The sequence below is a fragment of the Sporosarcina sp. Y1011 genome (assembly GCF_057669885.1).
In genome coordinates this window covers 58,517-84,867 of record NZ_JBYHFP010000013.1, presented here as the reverse complement: position 1 = coordinate 84,867, position 26,351 = coordinate 58,517, and the positions used below count along the sequence as shown (strand labels likewise).

Genomic DNA, 26,351 nt, shown 5'->3' with positions numbered 1-26,351 from the left:
CTGGAGATATGGGACCTGCTGGACCTACGGGAGATACCGGAGACATGGGACCTGCTGGACCTAAGGGAGATACTGGAGATATGGGACCTGCTGGACCTAAGGGAGATACGGGAGATACGGGACCTACCGGAGATATGGGACCTGCGGGACCTATGGGAGATACTGGGGATATGGGACCTGCGGGGCCTAAGGGAGATACTGGAGATATGGGACCTACTGGACCTAAGGGAGATACCGGAGATATGGGACCTGCTGGACCTATGGGAGACACTGGAGATATGGGACCTGCGGGGCCTAAGGGAGATACTGGAGATACGGGACCAAAGGGAGATACTGGAGATATGGGACCTTCGGGACCTTCGGGACCTGCGGGGCCTAAGGGAGATACAGGAGATACGGGACCTGCTGGACCTAAGGGAGATACCGGAGATATGGGACCTGCTGGACCTAAGGGAGACACTGGAGATACGGGACCTGCTGGACCTAAGGGAGGTACTGGAGATACGGGACCTGCTGGACCTACGGGAGATACTGGAGATATGGGACCTTCGGGACCTGCGGGGCCTAAGGGAGATACAGGAGATACGGGACCTGCTGGACCTAAGGGAGATACCGGAGATATGGGACCTGCTGGACCTAAGGGAGACACTGGAGATACGGGACCTGCTGGACCTAAGGGAGGTACTGGAGATACGGGACCTGCTGGACCTAAGGGAGATACTGGAGATATGGGACCTCCGGGACCTAAGGGTGATACCGGGGATACGGGACCTGCCGGACCTACGGGAGATACTGGAGATATGGGACCTTCGGGACCTGCGGGGCCTAAGGGAGATACTGGACCAGCCGGTGGATTATCCGAATACGGGTATATTTACAACCTAGCTGCCCAAACCGTAGCTATAGGGGCTGTTGTCATTTTTGATTCAAACGGAAGAATCACACCCGGAATTACGCATGCCCCCGGAACCTCACAAACTTTATTTACTACTCCGGGAGACTACGAGGTTACTTTCTCCGTGTCGGGTGTACAACGCAACCAATTCACACTATTTTTAAATGGTGCGCCGATTGCAGGTACAGTCTACGGTTCAGGTGCCGGCACTCAGCAAAACGATGGTCAGGCTATAATCGCCATAGCATCCGGAGATGTTCTTACCCTTCGAAACCATTCATCTTCTGCAGCAGTTACCCTTGAAACTTTGGCAGGGGGCACACAAACAAACGTAAACGCTTCTATTATCATTAAAAAATTAAATTAGTTTTGAAAAGAAATGGGGCTCTCTTAAATTCAGAGTGAACTCGTATAGCAGTTTTCAAGCCATCGATTTAACTATCAAGGTTGAAGGAAAGTCGAAATTTAATAGTTCTTACATTGGTGTCACAGGGATCTAACGGAGAATATAACATTTTGCAGATCCGAATGACTGAGGAGCCCTATGATTAAGGTACATCTAAGAATTAATAACGTGTAATGACTATTAAATCTCCGGCATTGGAAGACTTTTCTCTTTGAATATGTAGTTATAGAATCTTCGATTGAATAGTTATTGTAAAAGGTATCCGAGTATTTGAAGCTGATCATTAGCTTAGGTTCAGAAAACGGATAAGGTAGTCTTCCGTATAAAACAAATGATTTGAAAAGACGCCTGTTTCCATATGTTCCGGTGCTTCAATCTCTTCCACTTTGTCTTCGGATAATTCATTCGAATAGCTTACTAGGAGAAATAATGACGAAATCCAAACATCTTTTTCATGAAATCACCCCATTCTTATTCTACAGTTACAGGATAACTCGCCTCAAAATGGATTCACTTCATTTTTCTGAATAAAACAGGGTTTCTAGCGTGAAAAATATAGGGACCCTCTTACACCGCTACAATTGCAGTGTAAGAGGGTTCTTTCTTTCTATCTTTCAATCATTTATTTATTTGAGTTTATTTCATAATCATGGACCCTTACGAACCAAGGCTTTCAAGACATAGATATGCATGAATTATATAAGATGACACCCATCCATCATTTTGAAGCAGTTTATGTTAATGCTGAGAAAATATTTTGAGATACCAAGTATAGAAACAACCATGAAATCTTAAGAATATTAGTAAAAGTAGTAAATAACGAGTCCCTACCGTATAATTACAGATAATAGTCGGAATAGGTAGTCAAATTTAAATATTTATGGAAATCAATAATAAGAATATCTTTGTGACATTTGCGATGCCAAAAAAATAAGTATCAAATCGTTCGATAAATGGGCGCATTTCCGGAGTTTAAGGATATGCGCCTATTCAGCATTTAGGTCAGATTATGTAAAAATGCCATTTACACTAATGAAGTAGGAGGATGGCTTATAGGGGGAACACTTAAAATGATAGTCATTATCACCATTTTAGTTGCTATTCTAATTTTAAATCAAATTATCATTCGAAAGCTAATAACAAAGTTGAATATAGAGGAATCTGAATTAAATAAAAAATATGTAAACAAATTACATAAGTATGTTGAGGGGATACTCTATTGGACTAGTTTTATTGTGATGATTATAGTCGTAAATGAATTCCTACATCTTAGAATATTGATTTTTGTGGGTATCATTGTTGTGTTTGCTTTTCGCACCATAATGGAGTGGGTTTTCGCAAGTGAAAGTAAAACATATCTTCTTAGTGCTGTAACTTGTGTTTTATTTATTTTGGGATTGATTACTTATGGGGTAACAGATTAATTTAATGTTAATTAAGAAATCGGGAGCGAAATTGTTCGTTAGGAGATAGGGTCATGTCTAAGAAGAAGGATGCGGTTGTTTTAGTGTTATCCCTATTAGCTATTTGGATATCACTTAGTGAATTCTTGAGAAGAGACATTTTGGTTTCTAAATTATTTGCACTTCTGTTCCTTATCGTTTCACTGTACTTGTTTGTTGTAACTGTAAAGGACCTTTTCAGGAAAGAAGATTGAGCAGTGCAAATATGATTAGTGGTCATTAAGGAAAGTATTTCAATGTTTTGTTAAACTGTGGTAGCAGGTTAGTGCATAAATTTCCTGTAAGGAGTTGATGTTTTTGGTTGACAAAGAAACGCAGATAAAGATACTGCTTTATGGAAATGCATTAGATTTTGCTTGTGAAACTCTGGGTGTTAAAAATATGAGACATCATAAGTACTCTAAAGTTTTTACGGTTAGTAAAGAAGAAGTATATGAATATATCGCAATCAATGGTATCCCAGAGAGTGATTCAACGAGTAGATATTCTATGGCGGAAGGCTTCCATTTTTTTGAGGAAGAAGGTAAATGGTATACCTTTTTTAGAGAGAGAGGTTATATCTCCCATGAAAAAAACTTTGATGATTATGCGCTCGGTAAAAAATACATAGTTCTTACATTGCTACAATTATCCGGTACTGGACTCTATTAGTAGTTTTTTAGCAAACAGGCGTGATTATTGAATAAACCGCCTTGAGATGATAGGAATGACTTAAATACACCTATACCTATATATAATAAACGGGTCAGATTGTGGAGGGGATTCTGTGTTTTGGATAAAATATGGTTTGATCGTGGTACTAGTTTTTGTTTGTATTTCAATGGCTAAGCTTCTTCTGAGGAAGCTTTTCAAAATTGAGAAAGTGAAAAAAGAGTTCTTTTCATATAATCATATAAATGAGCTACATCGGAAAGTGGATAAGGGTTTGAAACTCTTCGCCATGGCTACTATGATAGTTCTAATTGGTGTAATGTGGTTTAATTTTGGAGAGTTCGATGAAGAGTTGAATTACCTGATTTTATTTGCAATCATCATTTTTGCGGTGTTGGACTACCTGATAAGAGCATTTTTTGAGTGGAGATATACACAGTATCCAAAACATTCTATTTTAACTTTGACGGAGATGTTTTTAGTTTTAATAGCAATAATAATCATATTTCAATTTGAATTATTCGTTTAAACAAACGGATGCGATAGCTGAACAAATATGTGCCACAATAAGGCCAGATTGCAAATAAGAAATACGAGAAAGTATAAGTTGGTCTTGCTGAATAGGTATGCAGTGACTGTGTGATAATCAATTCAAGCACTACTTCCGAAAGGTCTTTGAATTGCATGGGTACCGGACACAAGAGGTGACGCCTCAATCGGGCTGTTTGGTTTTACAATACGTATTTCTGAAGGGACCAAATTAAAGCTTCTCCAAATATAAAAAAATGACCCACTTTGGTCCGCATGCGAAGAGGCGTGGTGGGTTCGATGATTTTATAAGTGAAGGGTACCAAGTTCTCATCAAATTCTAAATTGTTTTAGAACCTGGTACTCGAAATTATACAACAAAAGGGCGCATTTCCTGACTAAGGATCTGTGCCCTTTTAGATTTGGACTAGTTGTTTAGTAGTGATTAGTGAAAATTGGGGAATGTGAAGAAATGTACTAACAGGAAAGGTTGGTTCAAGAATTTACTTAATGACGAGTGAATAAATCTACGGCGATTATGCTAATAATAAACATTGACGCGACACCAATTGGTGACATATAATAAAGACACTAATTGGTGTCCTATCCGTAAGGGGGGAGGTTATGAGCGAGAAAAAACAAGAGCGTGATGTTTATGTAGCCATCGCTGACCCAACAAGACGTAAATTGCTACGTTTGTTGGCTGATGCAGGGGAATTACCTTTGTACGAACTAACTGTTCAATTCCAAATGGGACGTACTGCAGTTTCTAAACATTTGACTATCCTTAAAGAAGCTGGTCTGGTTACCGTTCGAAAGGTTGGAAGGGAAACAAGGTATAGAATAAATGCGGCTCCCTTGCAAGAAATTAAAGACTGGGTATCCTTTTACGAGAATTTTTGGATGGAAAAAGTGTCACATTTAAAAAAAATATTATCGGAGGAATAGACAATGGCAGACGTAACGTTAGATTTTCAATTTACAAGTTCAATTGAGCAAGTGTGGATGGCGTTAACAGATTCAGATATGCTAGCAAAATGGATATGGAAAAATGACTTCAAACCAGTTGTTGGAGAAAAGTTTCAGTTCCGTTCTGAGCCAAATGAATGGTGGGATGGAATCGTTAATGGTGAGGTACTCGAAGTAGAGGAGCCTCGTATATTGTCTTACACTTGGGCAAGTGCTGGAGAAACCACTACGATTACATGGACATTGAAAACAGGTTCAGATGGTGCTACACATTTGCATTTTGAACAAACTGGTTTCAGTGAGGAAACAAAAGCAACCAAAGGAGCTATTGAGGGAGCCAAATATAGTTGGATGAATTTTGGTGAGCAACTCAAAAAAACGTTGGAACAATAACCGCATTTTGCTTCAACTAAATGAATGGGTTCAAGTAGTATAAAATAGGCAACGTTAAACAGATCACTAAATGGTCCATATTGCCAATTAGTGATCTGTTTTTCGATTTAAGGAGAATAGAATCATGAGCTTTATTCAAGATACATTATCAATATTCAAAAAGAGAGTATTATTATTTTTAGAAAGCAATAAAGAGTCTGAAGATGTGTATTCCTTTCTATTTGAAAAAGAGATGGGTTTAACCTGGAAAGCAGGGCAACATGGTCTGTTTAACATTACCCATAAGAAGATAAAAAATCCTATACGACCATTCACTATAGCATCTGCTCCCACTGAGAATATGGTTAGACTAACAATGCGTATTAGTGATCAACCAAGTGATTTTAAGAAAGCCATGTTGGAATTAGAACAGGGGATGCAAGTTAAAATGAGTGGGCCAGTAGGGGGTTTTTATCTTAAAGATAACAGTCCTTCACTTCTGATTGCAGGCGGGATCGGGATAACACCATTTCGGTCGATATTAAAACAATTAGAGGCAGAAGAGAATGGACGGGATAATAAAATACATCTGCTTTATTTGGATAGCGATAAATCATTTATATTTAAAGGCGAACTTGATGAAATTGCTGACAATACTTCAATAGGTGTAACTTACGTTGATTCAAGGGATGAATTACATCAGGAGATAGACAAGTTTACCAACTTATATAAGAACAGTGGTAAATACTATATCGCGGGACCGAAGTCAATGGTGGATGCAATTTCTACTCACTTACTAAATAATAATATTCCAAAGCGAGATATCAAAAAAGATGCTTTTTTTGGGTATTAACAAAAAAAAAATACACGCAATCGGACGCTTTAGCTAACTAAGAATTTGTGCCAGAATCGGGCCAGATTGCGAATAAGAAATACGAGAAAGTATAAAGTTGGTCTTGCTGAATAATTATCACTTGATACTTGTTGAGAGAGGTTAATTAAAATGAAAAATAAAGAATTAAAGGTATTGGAAATACCGAAGTGGGGACGCTATTTACGAGGAAAATGGCTAGCAAACTTTGCTGGTCATCTAACAAATGAAGAACAAAAGGAAATATATATGGAATCATTTTTATGGCACCTTTGCAGTTACGAAAAGGTGATATGTCTTGAAAAGGAAGAGGCAATAAAAGCATTCGAAAGGCAAAAAAAGAATCAATGCACGATCTTTTATGAATTCAAGAATGAAGCATTCTTAGTTCAAAATGCTAAAAATCTTAAAGTGAAGGACTTGCCATACGATGATTGGGATATGGATTACAGAGACATTTACGTTATGGATTGGGAAAATAACTGGACCTTTATGATAACGCATGAAAATGGCTGGATTGGACCATATTTTATTCAAAGACCCTAAAATTCACTTCTACAATCGGACGCGATTGTTAAAAATCATAAGTCTAATTCCCCGTTCAAGATACGGAGGGGTTAGGCTTTTTTATCTTTCAAAATCCTTAACGTCACAATCATTACCAATGTGAACAAAAATATAATTTCACTAGTTGTCCACTTTTCTGAAGTTTTTGTCTATATATAGTGTGAAGGCATCGTTCGTCTAAGCAAGAGACGCCTTGCTGTCGTCAAGAAACACTCGCTATATATTCGGCACTATTTATTCGGACTAGACTAGGAGGTATATCATACTAGTATAACGAACGAATCTAGCGACAAAGCGATGTTGGAAGAACAAACTATTTGTTAAGTGTCGCCCCTGACCAGGCGCTTGCGCTTTTGCACATCATTCACCAGAGGAGGAATTGTAATGAATTTATTAATCAACGAGTCACCGCTTCAAGTAATTCCGTCGCTTGCGATGCAAGTTGGATTAAACGCGGCCATTTTACTGCAGCAACTGCATTTTAGATCGCTCATCTCGCCAAATGTGCGGGGTGGGCATAAGTGGGTTTACAAAACATACGAAGAGTGGAAAAACGACGAGTTCCCATTTTGGTCTGTAGATACGATTAAAAGAGCGATTCGTAGACTGGAAGACAGCGGCTATATTATTTCGACTGCATCGTACAATCGGATGAAAATGGACAAGACCAAATGGTACCGCATTGATTATACAATGCTGCAAAGTCAGCCGGTGCAACCTGCGCCATCGCCGACCGCAAACTCAGCTCAAGAGGAAGCGCAAATTGCCCCCACTACTGACGGCAATTTGCCCCTAGCAATAACCAAAGAGTATAAGAGTATTAAGAAAGAAATTGTCGAGAACGATCTCGACGTTGTGTCTGTTATTGACTATTTGAATGACAAAACCAACAAGGAATTCAAAGCATCTTCGAAGGCGACTGCACGATTGGTGAAAGGGCGTTTCAGCGAAGGGTACACAGTGGCGGATTGCAAAAATGTCATAGACACGAAGGCTAAGGAATGGCTTAATGATTCACACATGCAGAAGTATTTACGCCCTTCCACGTTGTTCAATGCGACGAATTTTGAAAACTATTTGCAAGAATCGAGGGTCAGTGACTTGCCAGAAAGCAGCAGTCCGCCAAAGCCATTTGAATTAGACTTTAACGAAGGGGAGACATAACAGATGACGCGACATGAGCAGATTGAAAAAAGTGTGTTAGGAACGATGCTCTCGGAGAATTATTTAATCGTCGATAGTGATGTGAACCAAGAATTTTTCATCAGTCACATCCACAAAAATATTTATGGGTGCATGCGAACGTTATTGGCAAAAAAACGTCCCGTCGACTATGTGACGCTCCTGACGATGATGGATCCCGTGTTACTTGGCGGTGCAAATTACTTGGCTGAACTGGCGAATTTCACAAGCCCGACGAAGTTTGACGGTTATATAGACATGATGCGTGAGGCATGGAAAAACCGTGAAAAAAACAAAATCTTCATACAGGCGAAAGAGGGGGATTGGGAAATTGCAGCGATTCAACAAGCGTTTGAGAATTTAGAAAAGGAAGGCAGTGCAGGACTCGATGCGGACATTAAAATGGATTTGGTACGGATGGGTGAAAGGCCTTATGAAGAAATGCAGCATGTACCTGGCGTGCCGACTGGATTGCATGATGTGGACAAATTGCTTGACGGTTTTCAGCCTGCCGAATTAATCGTCATTGCTGCGAGACCGTCGATGGGAAAGACTGATACGTTGAACCATTTCGCGCTCCATGCAGGATTAGCGGGGTATAAACCGATTATATTTTCGCTAGAGATGAGCAGAAAGTCGATGATTGACCGGTTCATCGCGATAACGGGCGGCTATAACCGACTGCGTATGCGAAATCCTTACACACATTTCACTGACAAGCAAAAATCGAACTGGCTCCCGACACTCACTAGATTGGACGAAGCGAATATTCATATTGATGATCGCGCCGGACTTACAGTGTCCCAAATGCGTGCCGCAGCAAGAAAAATGATACATACGGAGCCGAAGCAAAAACCGATTATTTTCGTCGATTATTTGCAAATCATCCGTGGCGACTCCCCGAGCTATAACCGGACTGAAGTCGTAGGGCAAATCAGCAATGATTTAAAGTAAATGGCAAAAGAATTTGACTGTCCTGTCGTTTGTCTATCCCAGCTAAACCGTGGTGTCGAAATCCGTGATAACAAACGGCCCGTCATGAGCGATTTACGCGACTCGGGCAATATTGAACAAGATGCAGATGTAATTGGATTTTTATACCGCGACGATTACTACAATAAAGAAACAGACAATCCGGGCCTGTTAGAAATAAATATATTAAAGCATCGCAACGGACCCACAGGAACAGCAACTGTCCGTTATGTGAAAGAAACAGGCATTCTCCATAACATCGATTGGTAATATCAAAAGCGTAGGGCGCCATCTAGCCTCGACAGGCATAAGTCGATTCAGCGACGTGGCGGGTTTTGCCACATAGCTGAATTGCTTATGTCCCGAGAGGCTGGCGCCCGGAGCCTAGACGGCAAATCACTTTGTACTAATTTACTCTCGGTACGAGATTTTATAACTACCTAAGCTAAAAGAAAGGATGGCGTGAACATGGTAACTGTACAAGAAGTGTTTCAGTTGGCGATTGAAATGGACATGGTGCACTTGGCACATCGGACTTTTTGGGCAATTGCCGAAGGGAAAGTTAGAGTGGAGGAAGATTCCGAGCGACTGGATGCCATCGACTATGACGACGAGTCGATTTCGAAAATGGTTGCACGAAATCAGTTACGTATTGGCAAGATTAAGCTGTACGTTGCCGAAACAACAATGCCAGATCGATTCGCATTTTATTTCAGTGAAAATGTTTTGGAAGCGCACGCACTCCATCAGGACTTGTTCCGAGAGACGCCAAAACGATTGACGAATGCCTCCTATTTAATGCCGAAGCTTTTTCATTTCGATGAAACGGATGCTGTGAATGTATTATATTTCCACCGCAACAAAGTTGTCTCGTATCCGTATTATTTAGGACATGCCAGGGCGGGGGAGCGGGTATTGGCGCGGATACGGGATTGAGTAGTAAGACTAAATGTTTTGCTCTTATTCTATGGCGAAAGTGAAACGTTTTGTCATCCGATACGTATTAGAGATAACGGGTTTAACTGAAAAGAGTCTTCTAGTACGAGGAGGGATCGCATGAGACAGTTGTATATCAAGCAAAAGGTATTTAGTTTGAGTGGCAAGTTTTCGGTGAAGGATGCAGAAGAGAATGAAGTGTATTTCGTAGAAGGAAGCTTCATGAAAATACCGAAGACGTTTTCGATTATGGATGTGGCTTTGGAAGAAGTGGCGATGATCACCAAAAAAACGTTTAGTTTCCTACCGACTTTTTTTGCCGAAGTACACGGCCAAGAAACGGTAACGATAAAAAAGGAATTTTCCTTTTTAAAAGCGCGTTATTCAATTGATGCGGCAGGAATAGTAGTACAGGGAAATTGGTGGGATATGGATTTCGAAGTGTACCGACATGGGGAACTGATTGGCGCTGTCAGTAAAAAGTGGTTCACATGGGGCGATAGCTACGAGTTGGAAGTTCTAGATGTTGAGATGGAACCACTACTCGTGGCGCTCGTTGTGGCAATTGATTGCGCAAAAGCGGCTCAGTCTGCTGCTGCGGCTGGGGGCGGGGTGTAACAGGACCATTAAAGTGTCATTCCGACAAACCTTCTGAGCAACGTAGTTTAGTGAAGGGTTCTTATATTCTGAATTAATTTAGAAGCTGCTACTCGAAATTATAGACGATTTTATCTGAGTGTAGTTGAGGTCGTCTTTTTTGATTGTCAAAAATTAAAGCAACAAATGAAATAGAGTGCTCAGTAGATAACCCATAAGAATGTACATTGTAAAGATTTTGAACGGAACAACTTTAATGTTATGTAAGACAAATTCACTGATGCTTGTAGCGGCGATCAGACCAATGGAAATACCCATTAGTACGCTTTGCTCTTTTGTTGTGAGATTCACGTAATGTCCGATCCATATGAATAGGCCGAAGAAAATGGATAAAGTGAGGAAACAAGAAAGTAATAACCATAGTTTTTTTCCTTGTGAAAGAAGGGCAGTAGTAAGTGCGAAACCTTCCGGAATATGATGAAGAATAATTGAAGCTGTAATCGTGATGCCAATTGTCGAATTCTCCAACAAGTTTCCTATGGTTAAACTTAGCGGGATTGTATGTATCAATAAAGCAATCATCAGCAAGAGTGCTGATGGCGTTTGAATAGTAAGTGTATGCATTAAATTATGAATGACTAGGAAAAATAGATATCCAATTAGTATGCCAAGAATAATGCCAAATGGCTTGTACATTATTAACGTGCTTGGAATGATGTCAAGTGCGAGTAATCCTAATAGAAATCCCCCGCATAATAGAGATAATCCCGCGGTTGAATTTCGGAAGTATCTTGATACCTGCCAAGCAATCCCACCCCCGATGCTTACACTGAAAAAAAGAAACCCACCAAGTAATATCGCGCTCACCTCTATCAATCTCCCACCTTCTAAATTTTAATATCTCCCTCTATGAAATATATGCACCTACCGACTATGTATGATCAAGTCATTAGGAAAGTGGGAATATTGTTAGATTGAAACGAAATAATAAAATAGAGAAAGTTGAATTGTTCCTACGTACCAAATAAGTAGAAAAAGATAGAACCTAATTCAAATATGAATTAGGTTCTATCTATAGCCTTACTAACTGATTGAGTTTTTGATTAACGTTAGCTATTCAAAATCACTTTTTCCGCTTCTTCGAGTAAGGCCTTACCATCAGCCCCATCTCCTTACGTTCTATATCAAGCGCCTTATAAAACGAGATCATCATAAGGATTATGATAAAGGAGAGGGGCAATGCTGCTATGATTAATGCATTCTGAAGTGCAGTTAGTCCATTAGCAGAGAGTAGAATCATGGCAACAGCAGCCTGAGCAATCCCCCATGTTAGTTTCACTGTATTCGGCGGATTAAGTGATCCGTATGTCGACTGCATTCCAAGTACGAAGGTTGCAGAATCTGCGGAAGTGATGAAAAAGATTGCAACGAGAATGACTGCGATAATCGATAGCGTCATCGACATTGGCATCGCATTGAAAACGGCGAAAAGCGTTTCCTCTGTTTTTAGTCCGGACAAATCGGTACCTTTCTTTTGTACATCTATTGCAGTCGTACCGAAAACGGAAAACCAGAAGAGGCTTAGTAGGGTTGGTAACATCAGGACACCGACAAGGAATTCCCGGATCGTTCGACCACGCGATACACGCGCAATGAATATACCGACGAAAGGAGCCCATGAAATCCACCATGCCCAGTAAAAAATGGTCCAGTCATTAATCCATGCACGATGACTTTCATCAACAGGTGCTGCCCGGAAACTCATCCGCACCAAGTTTTGCAAATAAGTGCCGATTGTATCAGTAAACGTATTGAGAATTAACAAAGTTGGCCCAAGTATAACAACAAGGACAAGTAATACTAATGCGAGAACCATATTGATGTTAGACAAATATTTAATCCCTTTGCTCAGACCTGACCATGAAGACGCAACGAACAGAATTGTAACAATAATGATAATGGCAACTTGAATAGGGAAACTGATGGGCAAATCGAATAGATAAGCTAATCCGCCGTTAATTTGAATGGCGCCAAATCCTAGTGTCGTTGCGACACCGAATACTGTAGCGAAAACAGCAAGAACATTAATCAGAGTACCTAACCAACCGTCCATTCGTTTTCCAAATAGCGGTTTCATTGTTGAAGATATCAAACCGGGCTCTCCTTTACGGAATTGGAAATAGGCAAGAGTCATGGCGACGACAGCGTAAATCGCCCATGCATGAATTCCCCAATGGAAAAAAGTGAAGCGCATTGATTCGCGGAAGGCCGCGGCTGTTTCTGGTTGTTCAGTTGCTGGGTTGATGGCAAAGTGAGATAAAGGTTCTGCTGCTCCCCAGAAAACAAGTCCTATCCCCATCCCTGCTGAAAATAGCATTGAAAACCAGCTTAAACGAGAATACTCAGGTTTTTCGTCGGGCTTACCTAGTGTAATCTGCCCCATTGGACTGACTATAAAGAACAGACAGAACAATACAATCCCGGTGACTACTAGTAGATAATACCAACCGAACGATGATGTGATAAAATTCTTCATATTGTTAGTAACTATTTCGAAGCTTTCCGGCGAGATAGCACCGTATAAAACTGTCACTACTACAAGTGCTAAGGTAATCCAAAAAACGTTAGATACTTTTTTCATCAAATCACCTCTAATTTCTAATGAGTTTTTGTATATGTCTTTTGGAGTAATCATACCCATTATCCCTATTTTACAACCACTACATCAGTACCCTTTCACAATCAAAGTTAAACAAAAAAACGATAAAAAAGCGATTCCAGATGACGATTGGAATCGCTTTGTTGAATATAAATGTTTTATTTGAAAAATAAGTTGAAATCATGTATGAAGGTCGTGCATTTCTAACAGGTAAATCTGTTAATTTGGTTAAGATCCATGCCCATGTATTCCCATCTTCTTTGTCTGCTGCGCCATCTATAGCCCGCAACGGAAGTCCGTCCAACGAAGACCGGGAAGAACCAAAAACCTTGTCTTCTCGATGTCCAGATAAAAGTGTAGCGGTATAGGCAACGGCGGATTGCCCCGGGGTCTACTGCGAACAATGAAGCACTGGGATATTCTGGTATCCGGTTTGGAGGTGGTGAGGTAGGGGCCCGCTGTCCTTGCTGTTGTCCTTGGCCGCCTTGGCCGGGTGGAAATCCTGGACCACCTTGCCCAGGGAAACCTGGTCCTCCGAATCCTGGACCACCTTGCCCAGGGAAACCTGGCTTCCCGAATCCTGGACCGCCTTGCCCAGGGAAACCTGGTCCTCCGAATCCTGGACCGCCTTGCCCAGGGAAACCTGGTCCCCCGAAACCTTGACCACTTTGCCCTGGTGAAAAACCAGGCATACCGAATCCTTGAGCGCTTTGCCCTGGTGAGTATCCAGGCATACCAAACCCTTGACCTTGAGGATAACCTTGCATTCCCTGTCCAGGCATACCCATGCCTGGCGACCAGCCTTGATTCTCATATCCCTGCATTCCTTGCGACGGATTACCTTCATATCCATCAGGTAATCTCGGGAACCATTGCTGTTCCCCTTGACCACCTGGTTGCATGTTAACCATTCTTCCACTCCTTCCAAGCGATTCCCCTTATCCTATGCGACAACAAATGAAATGCGTGGACTATTCGCTTAAAAATTGGTGAAAAGGGAGGAAAAAGAGCTAAATAGACAACGGTTTTCCCGAACTTTTTAAACATCCATTAATGAGAATTTTTTTCTCTTATTCAACGCTTTACCTCATTACAACTGCGCCTTGTTAGCATAGACTAAACTTTCTGAAAAGTGGTACTTTATGTGTTTTAATCATGTACGATAAGACTAGGTTAAGTAATTTTAGATAAAGGATGGGTGACATGATTGAATTAACAGGTTCCTCTCTCCGCCTAAATCAGATGAGTGAAATACTTTATAAAGAAGTGGGGGTTTCATTAAACAGTGAAGCATTGAAACGTGTCCATAAAAGTCGTGAAGCTGTCGAGAAAATTGTGCGAGATGACCGGACTGTTTATGGCATCAATACTGGATTTGGCAAATTCAGTGATGTGAAAATCGATGAAAAGGATACGAAAGCATTGCAACTTCACCTGATTCGTTCGCATTCGTGTGGGATGGGAGAGGCGTTCCCTGAAATCGTTTCGCGTGCAATGGTCGTTCTCCGTTTGAATGCTTTGCTGAAGGGGTTTTCAGGAATTCGTGCTGAAGTGCTGGAACGCTTCGCTTATATGGTGAATAACCGTATCCATCCAGTCATTCCTCAGCAAGGCTCACTCGGTGCATCAGGAGATCTTGCACCTCTCGCTCATTTAGCACTCGGATTGCTAGGAGAAGGGTTTGTGTGGCAAGACGGATTGCATACCCCTTCTGCAGATGTATGGGAAAAGCATGGAATGGAGCCTATCGTACTTGAAGCAAAAGAAGGGCTTGCGCTCATAAATGGAACGCAAGCGATGACTGCACAAGGTATAGTCAATTATTTAGAGGCAGAATCACTTGCCTTTGACAGTGAGTGGATAGCGGCTATGACAATGGAAGCATTATATGGAATCACAGACGCATTTCATCCAAGCATACATGAAGCACGCGGTTATCCTGAACAAGTAGATGTGGCGGCGAGGATGTTGGATTGGTTAGATGGAAGTCTTCTTACTACGATCCAAGGGGAAAAGCGTGTCCAAGATGCTTATTCCATTCGTTGCATTCCACAAGTGCACGGTGCAAGCTGGCAGGTACTTGGTTATGTAAAAGAAAAACTAGAGATTGAGATGAACGCAGCAACGGATAATCCGCTCATTTTTAATAATGGCGACACGGTTGTATCAGGGGGGAATTTCCATGGACAGCCGATTGCCTTTGCGATGGATTTCTTGAAAATAGGGGTGGCGGAACTTGCCAGTATTTCCGAACGTCGTATCGAACGGCTCGTTAATCCGCAATTGAATGAAGGATTACCGCCATTCCTAAGTCCCGAACCAGGACTGCAGTCAGGTGCCATGATCTTGCAGTATTCAGCCGCAAGCCTGGTATCAGAAAATAAAACACTCGCACACCCTGCATCCGTCGATTCGATACCGTCATCTGGTAATCAGGAAGACCATGTTTCAATGGGAACAATCGGTGCGAGGCATGCACATGAAATCATTAAAAATGCGAGAAATGTCCTTGCAATTGAAGCACTGTGTGCAATGACAGGTTGTCATATCCGCGGGCCCGAACAGATGGCGCCGAAAACCCGTGTCAAGTTCGACCAATTGCTGAAAATCGTGCGTCCGATTGATGAAGATCGTATTTTTACGCCGGATATTGAAAAGCTCGCTCAATTTCTGCTTGGGTGAAGGGGTAAGTCAAGTTGTTATCGTGTTCATTATTTAGGCAATTCCGCTTCGTCCACCGGTTAAAGCGTCTGCGTACCGTTCGAGTTGTACGATATGAGCATCGGGATTCGCATTGCCTGTCATAATAGCGGCGATAATTTTTGAACCTAGCATACTGTAAACAGTTCCATTGCCTCCATATCCAAGTAGATAATAATGATTTCCTTTTGACGGATGCTCTCCGATGAATGGTAAGTTATCTAGCGACTCTCCAAATGTTGCACAATAAGCGTAGTCAATTTCAATCGGAATTTCTGGGAAAAGTGCCTCTAGTTGTTTTTTTAGGTTTTCACCGCGTTTCATAATTGATTCATTTGAAAGAGGAGCTTGGGGCTTATCCTCGTCGAGCCCGCCTACAATGATTCGATTGTCGATTGTTGTCCGCATGTAAAGATAAGGACGCTTAGATTCCCAAATCAGCGCATTTTCATGCCAAATCGGGGAAGTGTCTAGTGGTTTAGTAACAATAACATACGAACGGTTAATGTCAGCACCAATCCGTTTTCCTACTGGAAGCGTCTCATATCCAGTTGTAAAAAGAACTTTAACCGTATGGAATTCACCTGAGGATGTAGAAATGTGCAACAGCCCATTTTCTTCGGTTACGCCATTCACTGCCGTATATTCAAAGAGATGGACATCCATTTTCTCGACTAATTGTAACAGTCCATTGACGAATTTATAGGGGTTCACTTCAGCATCGCCATATGTCACGATGGCCCCAGGTTTTGAAAAGGGGAGATGCTTGCGGATTTCTTCTTCGTTCCAATAATCGCAAGGAAATCCATAAATCTTTAATGTTTCATACTCTTTCTTAATCCGTTTTAAATCATTTTCGTCACTTGCATAATAAACACTTGGGCGGTTGATGAAATCAGGATCAATTGGCAACCGTTCAGCTGTTTGTTTTAGTTCTTCCATTGATTCCAAACATAACTGATAAAAACGTACAGCGTCCTTTTCTCCGATTTGTTCGATTAACTGATGAAGCATGATGTCATTTGAATATTGAAGCAACCCCGTATTCGCCATTGTACTGCCCGTAGCCATTTGCCGTTTGTCGAGCACTGCGATGGACAGACCTTTGTCAGCCAATGCAAGTGCTGAAAGAGCTCCCGACATCCCCCCACCTACAATAATGACATCATAATGTGACGCGATTTCTATCTTTTTTCGTTCAGGGGGGATTGGCATGGTTCCAGGCCAGTACAAAGAACCTTCGTGAATATGCATATTTACAACCTCCTATATGTAATCTAATACTCTTTACCCGCAATCAACAGATTGAAAGCATGCTATTATAGATAGAAGTCTTGAAAGAATAGGGAGACAGATAGGGGAAATAATTTTAATGATTACTGAAGAAAAACCACATATTTTACTAGTAGACGGAATGGCTCTCTTATTCCGCTCTTTTTTTGCAACATCTGCTATGGGGCATTATTTCCCCAATGAATCGGGAGTCCCAACAAATGGGGTTCAAGGATTTGCCCGTCATACGATGACAGCTATGTCTCTATTTAAACCGACACATATGGCAGTTTGCTGGGACATGGGTTCGCAAACATTTAGAAATGATTTATTTGAAGGATACAAAGCGAACAGACCCGCACCTGCACCGGAACTAGTGCCACAGTTTGATATGGCTAGAAGCGTTTCCGAAATGATCAATTGGAAAAACTATGGCGTTCCTGGCATGGAAGCGGATGATTTAATTGGCTCATTCGTAAAAACGTGGAGTGATAAAGCGAATATCACAATTGTGACTGGAGATAAAGACATGCTTCAGCTACTTAGACCGGGTGTCCGAATTGCATTCACGAAAAAAGGATATGCGATTTACGACATTTATACAGAGGACCGTTTTATAGAAGAATACGGAATTACACCAATCCAGTTCATCGACACAAAAGCATTTACAGGGGATACAAGTGATGGGTATCCTGGCGTGAGAGGAATTGGACCGAAAACTGCACTTAAGCTGATTAAAGAACACGGGACAGTTGAAGGTGTGGTTAATGCCCTCCATGAACTGACCCCTGCGATTCGGAAGAAAATAGAAGAAGAGATGGATATGCTTTTACTTTCTAAAAAACTGGCGGAAATTCATTGTGAAGTAGAAATGAAAGGTTCGATTGAAGAGTTGGAAATTCCTATTTATGATAATGTAGTGAGGGAATTGATAGAAAAAGAAGGGTATTCGATGATTCTAAAACAAGCAGATTCACTCTTTTTGTAGAATTAGATAATGCACGACGAGCACAGTTGTTTTTGGTTCGCTTTGGATTGAACAAACTTCTATAATATTATCGAGATGTCTTAGTAAGTAGGGATGCGACTTCGCCGCATCCCTACTTACTTTTTTCGATAATCGTATGGTGGTTGTTCATCCGTCGCTCTCCAAAAATATAAGTACATGAAGTGCTGAAGCTTTTTTGGACGAAAGCATTGCTTGCTTCTTACCTGGAGAGTAGCGGTCAAAGATACAATTTTGACCGCTCTAACCTTCTATTATAGTTTCTCTATTTTCAATTTAGGAAAGTGTCACCTACTTATAAAGTTAGAAGAAAATACTATGTACAACGTGCTAGAGTGCCCGAAATTTCATCTTCGGGCACTTACACTCTTTATAGAATGTCATCTATTTTTTTCTTTCAGAGCAACTGCATTTTTCACTCGATTATTGTAGGAGCGCGACAGGCAATTAATCAGGACAGTAAAACCGAAAAGAGCGTTGCAAGGAGTGACAGAGTCACTCCTTGCAACGCTTGCCCTCCCGGTAAAATTGTCCTGATTAATTCGCCGAAAGCGGGCCGAAAACAATCCAGTGAAAATATAAGTTTTCAAGCCTTTCTCAGCACAATCGGAGCTTTTTGAACTCACTATTCTCTAGGTTCAATTTTTACAAAAGATAAAATCGGGCGGTTTCGATTGTAGGAAACTGACCGGACGCGACTATTCCGATTCCTTCCCCCGTTATCATGGATAAATAGAGTAATATCATCACCTAAATCTTCATAACCGATAACAGGTACCCAGTGATAATCGAATTCAAAACTGCCACGCCAACGCAAATTAAACCATTTATCAAACTTCGCGGCAACAAGTCGGTCATTATCGATTTGTCTTTTCACTTCATCAATACTACATTCAACTACATGCCAATCATTTCCAATTAGTTTGCGCATATTACGGATGAAATGTCTTTTTAAAAGTCCGATTCTTGTTGTTCCAAGAAGTTTATATAAGTCGTTTATGTCATTAGGGTATGCATCTGGGGAAATCTGATCCATCAGAACACGCGCAGTGACGGGGCCACATGCAGAACCCCGGAATGACTCTTTAATATCAGTATCATATTGTGATATCCCAATCACATTCAGCACTTTTTTCACCATACACACCTCCTCAAGCAATTATACGCAAGTTTTTCGGAAACAATCTAGAGACAGCCGACAAAAAAAGAAGCAGTCTACAAGGAGACAGCTTCACTTTATGAATATATTACAGGTATTTTTGAACGTCTACATTTGTACCTTTCGCAAGAGCATTCCCAAGCCCTTCATCTGCTTGATAGACAAACACTTCATCAGCAAGTATGAAGTGTTTGTCCTTTTTCTGATAACAATACTTTTAAAGATGTTCTGAAATTCACATAGGTTTCAATATCCAAGTGAATGCCAGCATGAACAACTTCCCTGACAATACGTGGAGTGAACCCGACAAAGATTGGACGAACACCCATTAGTTTTAAGGTTTCGTCGATTTGATTGATTTCAAGAGTAAGGAGATTAAAATCAAATTCATCTACATCCTTCGCACCAACCCCGGTAAAATCGAATACCGCACATATTGTGCCTCTATGCTCTTCAATATAGGAGAGGACACAGGTGCGTATTAAATCAAAACGATGTTTATCGGTATGTCCTGAAATAGGGATCAGAATGGTATTCTCGACGATTGATGGAATGATCGGTGTGGCTGTATTCAGTAGAATTTTTTCATAAGATGCAATTTTAGCTTTAAGCTGTGAAATTTCATTTTCGTAATCCAATGTACGCACCTCAATACCGTTTACTCTATTATACTTCAAATGGTAAAAAGGTCTATTAAAAACAAAAAAGCGGATAGACATTTGTCCACCGCTTTTGTAACATACTCATTGATTAAGCTTTTACACTATCTAGAAAATCAGTAACTTGTGAAGGTGATTTAGCATTCGCACTATGTAAGTGCGCTTGTTTTTCACCGTTCTGGAAAATTAAAAGACTTGGGATACCCATGACTTCATATTTTTCTGCGATTTCAGGCAACACGTCGCGGTCTACATCATACCATGTGTATGTGTCATACTTTTCAACGATTGGATCAATGAACATATCCATACGTGTGCAGTCTGGGCACCATCCTGCTTGGAATTTGACTAGTGCTTTAGAATCTCCTGAAATAACTTCGTTAAATTGTTCTACTGTTGTAATTGATTTCATAATTTATTAGCCTCCTTCATAGGTATATTGTACAACGTTATCACTGTAGACTGGTAATAATCTGTTTCGAGTAGTTAGGGTAACGTTTAAATTGAGAAAAGTCGATTTAAATATTGCGAAAATGGTGAATGTGTTTTACACTAAGAGTCATAGAAGTAGTTTCTATTTTTTTTGCCCATAAAATGAATGAGTGTTCATTCAAATGGAAAAGGGAGGCTTTACACGTGGCTTATCAAATTAAAAAAGCGGCAGTTTTAGGTTCAGGCGTCATGGGATCGGGCATAGCAGCCCATCTCGCAAATATTGGGATTCCCGTCCTGCTACTCGACATCATTCCTGGAAAGTTAACTGATGAGGAAGTGGCTAAAGGGCTGACACTTGAAAGTAGCGGGGTACGTAACAAGTTTGCAGCAGGCGCATTACAGAAACTATTGAAACAAAAACCTGCGCCACTGACTAAGAAAAGCAATCTGTCTCTCATAGAAGCAGGAAATTTTGAAGATGATTTAGACAAATTAAAAGACGTTGATTGGATTATAGAAGTAATTGTTGAAAATCTGGATGTGAAAAAAGGGTTATATGAAAAAATAGATGCGGTTCGTAAACCAGGCACAATTATCACTTCAAATACATCAGGTATCAGCATTGAAGCGATGGCAGAGGGACGTTCGGAAGACTTCCAAAAGCACTTCCTAGGAACGCACTTTTTCAATCCACCACGCTACTTGAAATTACTTGAAGTCATTCCGGCTAGTACAACAGCTCCGGAAGTCATTGAGTTCATGACTCGTTTTGGGGAAGATGTCCTTGGAAAAGGAGTTGTAATCGCTAAAGACACACCTAACTTTATCGCCAATCGGATAGGTACGTATGGTCTTCTAATCACGGTGCGTGAGATGGAAAAACGTGGGTTTTCTATCGGTGAAGTCGATTCGGTTACAGGGACTTTAATTGGTCGTCCTACTTCGGCTACATTCCGCACGCTTGACGTTGTAGGGCTAGATACTTTCATGCATGTAGCTAAAAACGTCTACGATAAAACAGAGGGCGAAGAGCAAAAGGTATTTGAATTGCCGCCATTTATGAAGAAAATGATTGAAAACGGCTGGTTTGGTGCTAAGGCGAAACAAGGATTCTATTTGAAACAAGGAAAAGAAATTCTTGAACTGGATACGGAGACCTTTGAATATAGTCCGGCTAAAAAATTGAAAACGCATTCTATTGAAATGGCAAAACAACAAAAAGGGCTTGCTCGTAAGGTGAAAACCCTTGTCTATGCGGATGACCGTACAGGAGAAATTCTTTGGAACATCCTAGCTCCGACAATGCTCTATTCGGCACAATTGCACGGTGAAATTGCAGACGATATCGTGGCACTCGACAATGCCATGAAATGGGGCTTTGGATGGCAGCAAGGGCCTTTTGAGATATGGGATGCAATCGGTGTTGAAAAATCCGTTACTAGAATGAAGGAAGAAGGCTATGAAATACCTTCCTTCGTTCAAAGTTTGCTAGCTAAAGGCTATGAAACTTTTTATAAAGAAGAAGACAGCGAACTCTACTTCTTTGATGGTGAGGATTATCAGCTTGTTCCAGTAAATGAAAAAGACATCGATTTGAAACGCTATAAGAAAAAACACGGTGTCATCAAAAAGAATTCTGGCGCTAGTTTAATCGACCTTGGCGATGGTGTGGCACTTCTTGAATTCCATTCGCAATCGAATTCAATCGGTCCCGACATCATTCAAATGATCAATTTCGCTGTGGATGAAGTGGAGAAGAACTTTAAAGGACTCGTCATCGGAAATCAAGGCAAAAACTTCTGCGTAGGCGCAAACCTTGGGATGATTCTTATGGAAGCACAAGATGATAATATCTTTGAACTCGATTACATCATACGTTCATTCCAAAATGCCATGATGAAAATCAAATATTCCTCAAAACCTGTTGTCGCTGCGCCGTTCGCAATGACGCTTGGGGGCGGGGCGGAGGTTTGTCTGCCAGCCGCGCATATTCAAGCTTCAATGGAAACGTATATGGGGCTTGTAGAAGCTGGTGTAGGTTTGATACCAGGTGGTGGAGGAAACGTCGGGCTATATACGAAACATTTGAAAGGATTGCCGAATGGCGTCCATATTGACTATCAATTTGTTGCTAACAAAGTATTCGAATCCATTGCAACTGCAAAAGTTTCCGCGTCGGGTGAAGAAGCACGTGAAAACAACTTCCTTGATTTCGCGGATGGTATCAGTGTTAACGCTGATCACTTAATCTATGATGCGAAACAGGCAGCAATTGCATTATTTGATATGGGTTATAAAGCGCCTCAACGTGAAAAAATCCCTGTTACAGGTGATTCTGGTTATGCGACGATGCTGTTAGGTGCAGAAGGCATGTTCTTATCTGGTTATATCAGTGAATATGATTTGAAAATTGCGAAGAAGCTGGCGTTTGTTTTATCGGGCGGAAAAGTGCCATACGGAACACTTGTTGAGGAACAATATATGTTGGATCTTGAACGTGAAGCGTTCCTTAGCCTTGTGGCGGAACCGAAATCACAGCAACGTATGCAACATATGCTCGTAAAAGGCAAACCACTGCGCAATTAATGTTGGATTGTATATAGCAAAGAGGAGGAAATTCAATGCGTGAAGCAGTAATAGTAGCCGGTGCACGGACGCCGGTTGGGAAATCGGGCAGAGGCACACTTGCAACAGTACGCCCGGATGATTTAGGGGCACTTGTGATTAAAGAAACATTGAAACGTGCGGGTGGTTATGACGGGCCAATTGACGACCTAATCATTGGCTGTGCAATGCCTGAAGCGGAACAAGGATTGAACGTTGCTCGCAATATAGGCGCACTTGCAGGTCTTCCAGATACGACGCCTGCCATTACAATAAACCGGTACTGTTCATCAGGACTACAGTCAATTGCCTATGCGGCTGAGCGTATAATGCTGGGCTCTTCACAAGCAATTATCGCTGGTGGCGTCGAGTCAATGAGTATGGTGCCCATGATGGGAAATACAATTAGACTGAATGCGCACTTAGCGGAAACGGCTCCTCAGTATTATATGGGCATGGGTCACACTGCTGAGCAAGTTGCGGTGAAATATGGCATTACGCGTCAAGACCAGGATGAATTTGCTGTTTTATCCCACCAAAAAGCGGGGGCGGCGATTGCAGCTGGGAAATTCGATGATGAAATCGTACCCGTCGAAATCGTGAAACGTTCTGTAGATGATAACGGAAAGTATAGCGAGAAGAGGTTCATGTTTGAAATGGACGAAGGCGTTCGTCACGGAACAAGCGTGGAGGGATTGGCTAAATTGCATCCGGCATTCTCAGTGACAGGTACTGTTACTGCGGGGAACTCATCACAAACATCGGACGGAGCAAGTTCTGTACTTGTCATGGACCGTGAAGTGGCTGAAGCACAAGGCTTGAAACCAATCGCGAAGTTCTTGTCATTTGCAGTGGGCGGCGTGCCTCCTGAATTGATGGGCATCGGCCCAATCGTGGCAATACCAAAAGCGCTTAAACTGGCAGGACTTTCAATTGAAGATATCGATGTCTGGGAGTTGAATGAAGCGTTTGCGTCTCAATCACTTCAAGTTATTCGCCATTTAGACCTTGATATCGAAAAAGTAAATTTCAACGGCGGAGCAATCTCCCTTGGGCATCCACTTGGCGCAACAGGAACGATATTAACAATACGCATGATGAGTGAATTAAAACGACAAGGTAAACAGTTCGGAGTAGTTACAATGTGTATCGGCGGCGGAATGGGCGCAGCGGGCGTGTTTGAATTATTACAGAAAAACTAAGGGCTCCTGGAGCTATCTGACATACAATCTTTCAAGATTAAAAGGAGGAAACACCATTGACTGAATTAAAAACAAACGAACTGATTAAAGGCGGAGCTTTTCTTACAGAAGACATAGAAGCAAGTCGAGTTTTTACACCTGAGGATTTTTCCGATGAACAAAAAATGATTGCCAAAACAGCAGAAGACTACGTGAAAAATGAAGTTACACCTGTCGTGGAAAATCTTGAAAACCATGAATTCGAGCACTCTGTAAGACTACTTAAATCTGCGGGTGATTTAGGGCTTCTAGGAGCGGATGTACCAGAAGAATACGGTGGTCTTGGACTCGACAAAATCGCGTCTGCACTCATCTCAGAAAAGATGTCTGTAGCAGGCGGATTCTCGATTACTCATGGCGCACATGTTGGTATCGGAACGTTACCAATCGTACTTTTCGGAAATGAAGAACAGAAGAAAAGGTATTTAGAAAACTCTGTATCAGGCGACAAAATCTCTGCATATGCACTAACTGAGCCAGGTTCTGGTTCTGACGCATTGGGTGCGAAAACAAATGCAAAATTGAATGCTGCTGGAACACACTACATCTTAAATGGTGAAAAACAGTGGATTACGAATGCCGGATTCGCAGATATATTTGTTGTTTACGCGAAAATCGATGGCGATAAGTTCTCTGCATTTATCGTCGAAAAAGAATTCCCAGGTGTATCTGTCGGAGCTGAAGAGAAAAAGATGGGTATCAAATCTTCATCAACACGTACATTAATTTTACAAGATGCTGAAGTACCTGTAGAAAACTTATTAGGTGAAATCGGTCGCGGTCATATTATCGCGTTCAATATCTTGAATATCGGACGGTACAAATTGGGGGTTGGCACAATTGGTGGATCTAAACGTGCGCTTGAACTTGCAATTGCTTATACGAACCAGCGCCAGCAATTCAAAACACCAATTTCTTCATTCAACTTGACTAAACAAAAACTGGCGACGATGGCATCCAGGCTATATGCAGCAGAAAGTTTGATTTACCGTACGGTTGGCTACTTTGAAGAGCGACAAAGTCAGTTGAGCCCTGCTGAGCAAAAAGATGGCAAAGCGATTGCAGCGGCAATTGCGGAATATGCAATCGAATGTTCCATCAACAAAGTCGTCGGGTCCGAAGTGTTGGACTACATTGTCGACGAAGCGGTTCAACTCCACGGTGGATACGGCTTTATGGAAGAATACGAAGTAGAGCGTATTTACCGCGATTCACGCATCAACCGTATTTTTGAAGGAACTAATGAAATCAACCGTCTACTTGTTCCGGGGACGTTCCTGAAAAAAGCGATGAAAGGCGAACTACCATTGCTTCAACAAGCACAAGCGCTTCAAGAAGAACTTCTTATGATGATGCCTGAAGAAATTGGTGATGAAGTACTTGCACAAGAGAAAGTACTCGTTAAAAATGCTAAAAAGATTGGTTTGCTTGCGGCAGGTCTAGCTGCACAGCGTTTCGGCACGAAGCTTGAAGCAGAGCAAGAGGTGCTGGTCAACATTGCGGACATCGCTAATAATATCTTTGCCATGGAATCCGCGCTTCTCCGATCGGAAAAAGCGATTGCACGCGTAGGTGAAGAGAAGTCGCAACAAAAAATCCTTTACACACAAATTTTCTGTCAAGAAGCTTTTCAAGACATCGAACGGGATGCGAAAGAAACAATCCGGGCAGCAGCAGATGGCGACAATCAGCGCATGATGATTTCGGCGCTGCGTAAATTGACACGTTCAAATCCTTATAACATAATCGCTAAAAAGCGCGAAGCTTCAGTCAAGCTAATCGAAGCAGAGAAGTTTATCGTTTAACATTCCTGTTGATTAACCAATAAATAACTTAATCACACAGGGCACTACGAGTATGGTTGTCTTTGAATCGCTTAGGATTGAAAGACCTCTATACCATTACCGAGATGTCTTAATGAATAGGGATGCGACTTCGTCGCATCCCTATTTATCATTTTGGTAATCTTATGGTTGTGGTTCATCCGTCGCTCTCCAAAGACACAAATACAAGAAGTGCCGAAGTGTTTCGGGACGAAAGAATAGCTCGCTTCTTACTTGAAGAGAAGCGGCCAAAGTTACAATTTTGGCCGCTCAAACCTTCTACTATTGGATCCCTATTACTATATAAAGGAAGTGTCAATTTCTAATAGAGCATCACATAATCTTTGCTGAAAGTTAGTGAGGAATTCAATGTACAAGGTGCTA

23 protein-coding genes and 2 pseudogenes are annotated in these 26,351 nt (G+C 41.4%); 18 read left to right on the top strand and 7 right to left on the bottom strand.

Annotated elements, in window-relative coordinates; genetic code table 11:
- The 13 genes and pseudogenes from AC25Y5_RS13845 to AC25Y5_RS13785 form a co-directional block, all read left to right on the top strand.
- Positions 1-1,262 (top strand): collagen-like protein (locus tag AC25Y5_RS13845; RefSeq protein WP_488140803.1); only part of this gene is annotated, 1,262 nt, incomplete at its 5' end.
- 1,109 nt (positions 1,263-2,371) lie between these two features.
- A complete protein-coding gene (locus tag AC25Y5_RS13840) occupies positions 2,372-2,725 on the top strand; it encodes a DUF4181 domain-containing protein (protein WP_488140802.1) in 354 nt (117 codons plus the stop codon).
- A gap of 53 nt (positions 2,726-2,778) precedes the next feature.
- Positions 2,779-2,958, top strand: a complete 180-nt coding sequence (locus AC25Y5_RS13835) for a hypothetical protein (RefSeq protein ID WP_488140801.1) — start codon at positions 2,779-2,781, stop codon at positions 2,956-2,958.
- A gap of 103 nt (positions 2,959-3,061) precedes the next feature.
- Positions 3,062-3,415, top strand: a complete 354-nt coding sequence (locus AC25Y5_RS13830; RefSeq protein WP_488140800.1) for a hypothetical protein — start codon at positions 3,062-3,064, stop codon at positions 3,413-3,415.
- 115 nt (positions 3,416-3,530) lie between these two features.
- Positions 3,531-3,944, top strand: a complete 414-nt coding sequence (locus AC25Y5_RS13825; RefSeq protein WP_488140799.1) for a DUF4181 domain-containing protein — start codon at positions 3,531-3,533, stop codon at positions 3,942-3,944.
- A gap of 623 nt (positions 3,945-4,567) precedes the next feature.
- Positions 4,568-4,891 carry an ArsR/SmtB family transcription factor gene (locus AC25Y5_RS13820; RefSeq protein WP_488140798.1) on the top strand — a complete coding sequence of 108 codons (324 nt, stop codon included), beginning with the start codon at positions 4,568-4,570 and terminating at the stop codon, positions 4,889-4,891.
- A 3-nt stretch (positions 4,892-4,894) separates the two neighbouring features.
- A complete protein-coding gene (locus tag AC25Y5_RS13815) occupies positions 4,895-5,305 on the top strand; it encodes an SRPBCC family protein (RefSeq protein WP_488140797.1) in 411 nt (136 codons plus the stop codon).
- Between the two features lie 124 nt (positions 5,306-5,429).
- Positions 5,430-6,137: an FAD-dependent oxidoreductase gene (locus tag AC25Y5_RS13810; RefSeq protein ID WP_488140796.1), complete on the top strand. Its 708-nt coding sequence runs from the start codon at positions 5,430-5,432 to the stop codon at positions 6,135-6,137.
- A 150-nt stretch (positions 6,138-6,287) separates the two neighbouring features.
- Complete coding sequence (locus AC25Y5_RS13805; protein ID WP_488140795.1) at positions 6,288-6,701, top strand: DUF4275 family protein; 414 nt, start codon at positions 6,288-6,290, stop codon at positions 6,699-6,701.
- A gap of 405 nt (positions 6,702-7,106) precedes the next feature.
- A complete protein-coding gene (locus tag AC25Y5_RS13800; RefSeq protein WP_488140794.1) occupies positions 7,107-7,886 on the top strand; it encodes a conserved phage C-terminal domain-containing protein in 780 nt (259 codons plus the stop codon).
- 3 nt (positions 7,887-7,889) lie between these two features.
- Positions 7,890-9,146, top strand: a pseudogene (locus AC25Y5_RS13795) (replicative DNA helicase).
- Between the two features lie 198 nt (positions 9,147-9,344).
- Positions 9,345-9,812: an immunoglobulin domain-containing protein gene (locus tag AC25Y5_RS13790; protein ID WP_488140793.1), complete on the top strand. Its 468-nt coding sequence runs from the start codon at positions 9,345-9,347 to the stop codon at positions 9,810-9,812.
- Between the two features lie 120 nt (positions 9,813-9,932).
- Positions 9,933-10,430 (top strand): LURP-one-related/scramblase family protein, encoded by a 498-nt coding sequence (locus AC25Y5_RS13785; RefSeq protein ID WP_488140792.1) that lies wholly within the window; start codon positions 9,933-9,935, stop codon positions 10,428-10,430.
- Between the two features lie 153 nt (positions 10,431-10,583).
- Here AC25Y5_RS13785 and AC25Y5_RS13780 read toward each other — a convergent pair whose 3' ends face one another.
- From AC25Y5_RS13780 to AC25Y5_RS13770, 3 genes are all read right to left on the bottom strand, one after another.
- Positions 10,584-11,276 carry a ZIP family metal transporter gene (locus tag AC25Y5_RS13780; RefSeq protein WP_488140791.1) on the bottom strand — a complete coding sequence of 231 codons (693 nt, stop codon included), beginning with the start codon at positions 11,274-11,276 and terminating at the stop codon, positions 10,584-10,586.
- Positions 11,277-11,532: 256 nt separating this feature from the next.
- Positions 11,533-13,050, bottom strand: a complete 1,518-nt coding sequence (locus AC25Y5_RS13775) for a glycine betaine uptake BCCT transporter (protein WP_488140790.1) — start codon at positions 13,048-13,050, stop codon at positions 11,533-11,535.
- 221 nt (positions 13,051-13,271) lie between these two features.
- Positions 13,272-13,979, bottom strand: a complete 708-nt coding sequence (locus AC25Y5_RS13770) for a hypothetical protein (RefSeq protein WP_488140789.1) — start codon at positions 13,977-13,979, stop codon at positions 13,272-13,274.
- Positions 13,980-14,271: 292 nt separating this feature from the next.
- Here AC25Y5_RS13770 and hutH point away from each other — a divergent pair, with 292 nt between their 5' ends.
- Positions 14,272-15,750, top strand: a complete 1,479-nt coding sequence (gene hutH, locus AC25Y5_RS13765; RefSeq protein WP_488140788.1) for a histidine ammonia-lyase — start codon at positions 14,272-14,274, stop codon at positions 15,748-15,750.
- A gap of 138 nt (positions 15,751-15,888) precedes the next feature.
- On the opposite strand, the pseudogene AC25Y5_RS13760 reads toward hutH, so the two are convergent.
- Positions 15,889-16,983: pseudogene (locus AC25Y5_RS13760) on the bottom strand (NAD(P)/FAD-dependent oxidoreductase); the annotation flags it as partial.
- A 157-nt stretch (positions 16,984-17,140) separates the two neighbouring features.
- On the opposite strand from AC25Y5_RS13760, the gene AC25Y5_RS13755 reads away from it, so the two are divergent.
- Positions 17,141-18,028, top strand: coding sequence for a 5'-3' exonuclease (locus tag AC25Y5_RS13755; RefSeq protein ID WP_488140787.1), 888 nt, complete (start codon positions 17,141-17,143; stop codon positions 18,026-18,028).
- 643 nt (positions 18,029-18,671) lie between these two features.
- On the opposite strand, the gene AC25Y5_RS13750 is transcribed toward AC25Y5_RS13755, so the two are convergent.
- The 3 genes from AC25Y5_RS13750 to AC25Y5_RS13740 form a co-directional block, all read right to left on the bottom strand.
- Positions 18,672-19,187, bottom strand: coding sequence for a cysteine peptidase family C39 domain-containing protein (locus tag AC25Y5_RS13750; RefSeq protein ID WP_488140786.1), 516 nt, complete (start codon positions 19,185-19,187; stop codon positions 18,672-18,674).
- 191 nt (positions 19,188-19,378) lie between these two features.
- Complete coding sequence (locus AC25Y5_RS13745; protein WP_488140785.1) at positions 19,379-19,924, bottom strand: STAS domain-containing protein; 546 nt, start codon at positions 19,922-19,924, stop codon at positions 19,379-19,381.
- A 31-nt stretch (positions 19,925-19,955) separates the two neighbouring features.
- A complete protein-coding gene (locus AC25Y5_RS13740; RefSeq protein WP_488140784.1) occupies positions 19,956-20,276 on the bottom strand; it encodes a thioredoxin family protein in 321 nt (106 codons plus the stop codon).
- 224 nt (positions 20,277-20,500) lie between these two features.
- Between AC25Y5_RS13740 and AC25Y5_RS13735 the strand changes: the two genes are divergently transcribed.
- The 3 genes from AC25Y5_RS13735 to AC25Y5_RS13725 are packed head-to-tail and all read left to right on the top strand — an operon-like array spanning position 20,501 to position 25,949.
- Entirely contained in the window at positions 20,501-22,885 is a 2,385-nt protein-coding gene (locus AC25Y5_RS13735) for a 3-hydroxyacyl-CoA dehydrogenase/enoyl-CoA hydratase family protein (RefSeq protein WP_488140783.1), read from the top strand.
- A gap of 35 nt (positions 22,886-22,920) precedes the next feature.
- On the top strand, positions 22,921-24,105 hold the full coding sequence (locus tag AC25Y5_RS13730) for an acetyl-CoA C-acetyltransferase (protein ID WP_488140782.1): 1,185 nt from the start codon (positions 22,921-22,923) through the stop codon (positions 24,103-24,105).
- A 56-nt stretch (positions 24,106-24,161) separates the two neighbouring features.
- Positions 24,162-25,949 (top strand): acyl-CoA dehydrogenase family protein, encoded by a 1,788-nt coding sequence (locus AC25Y5_RS13725; RefSeq protein WP_488140781.1) that lies wholly within the window; start codon positions 24,162-24,164, stop codon positions 25,947-25,949.
- The last annotated feature ends 402 nt before the right edge of the window (positions 25,950-26,351 follow it).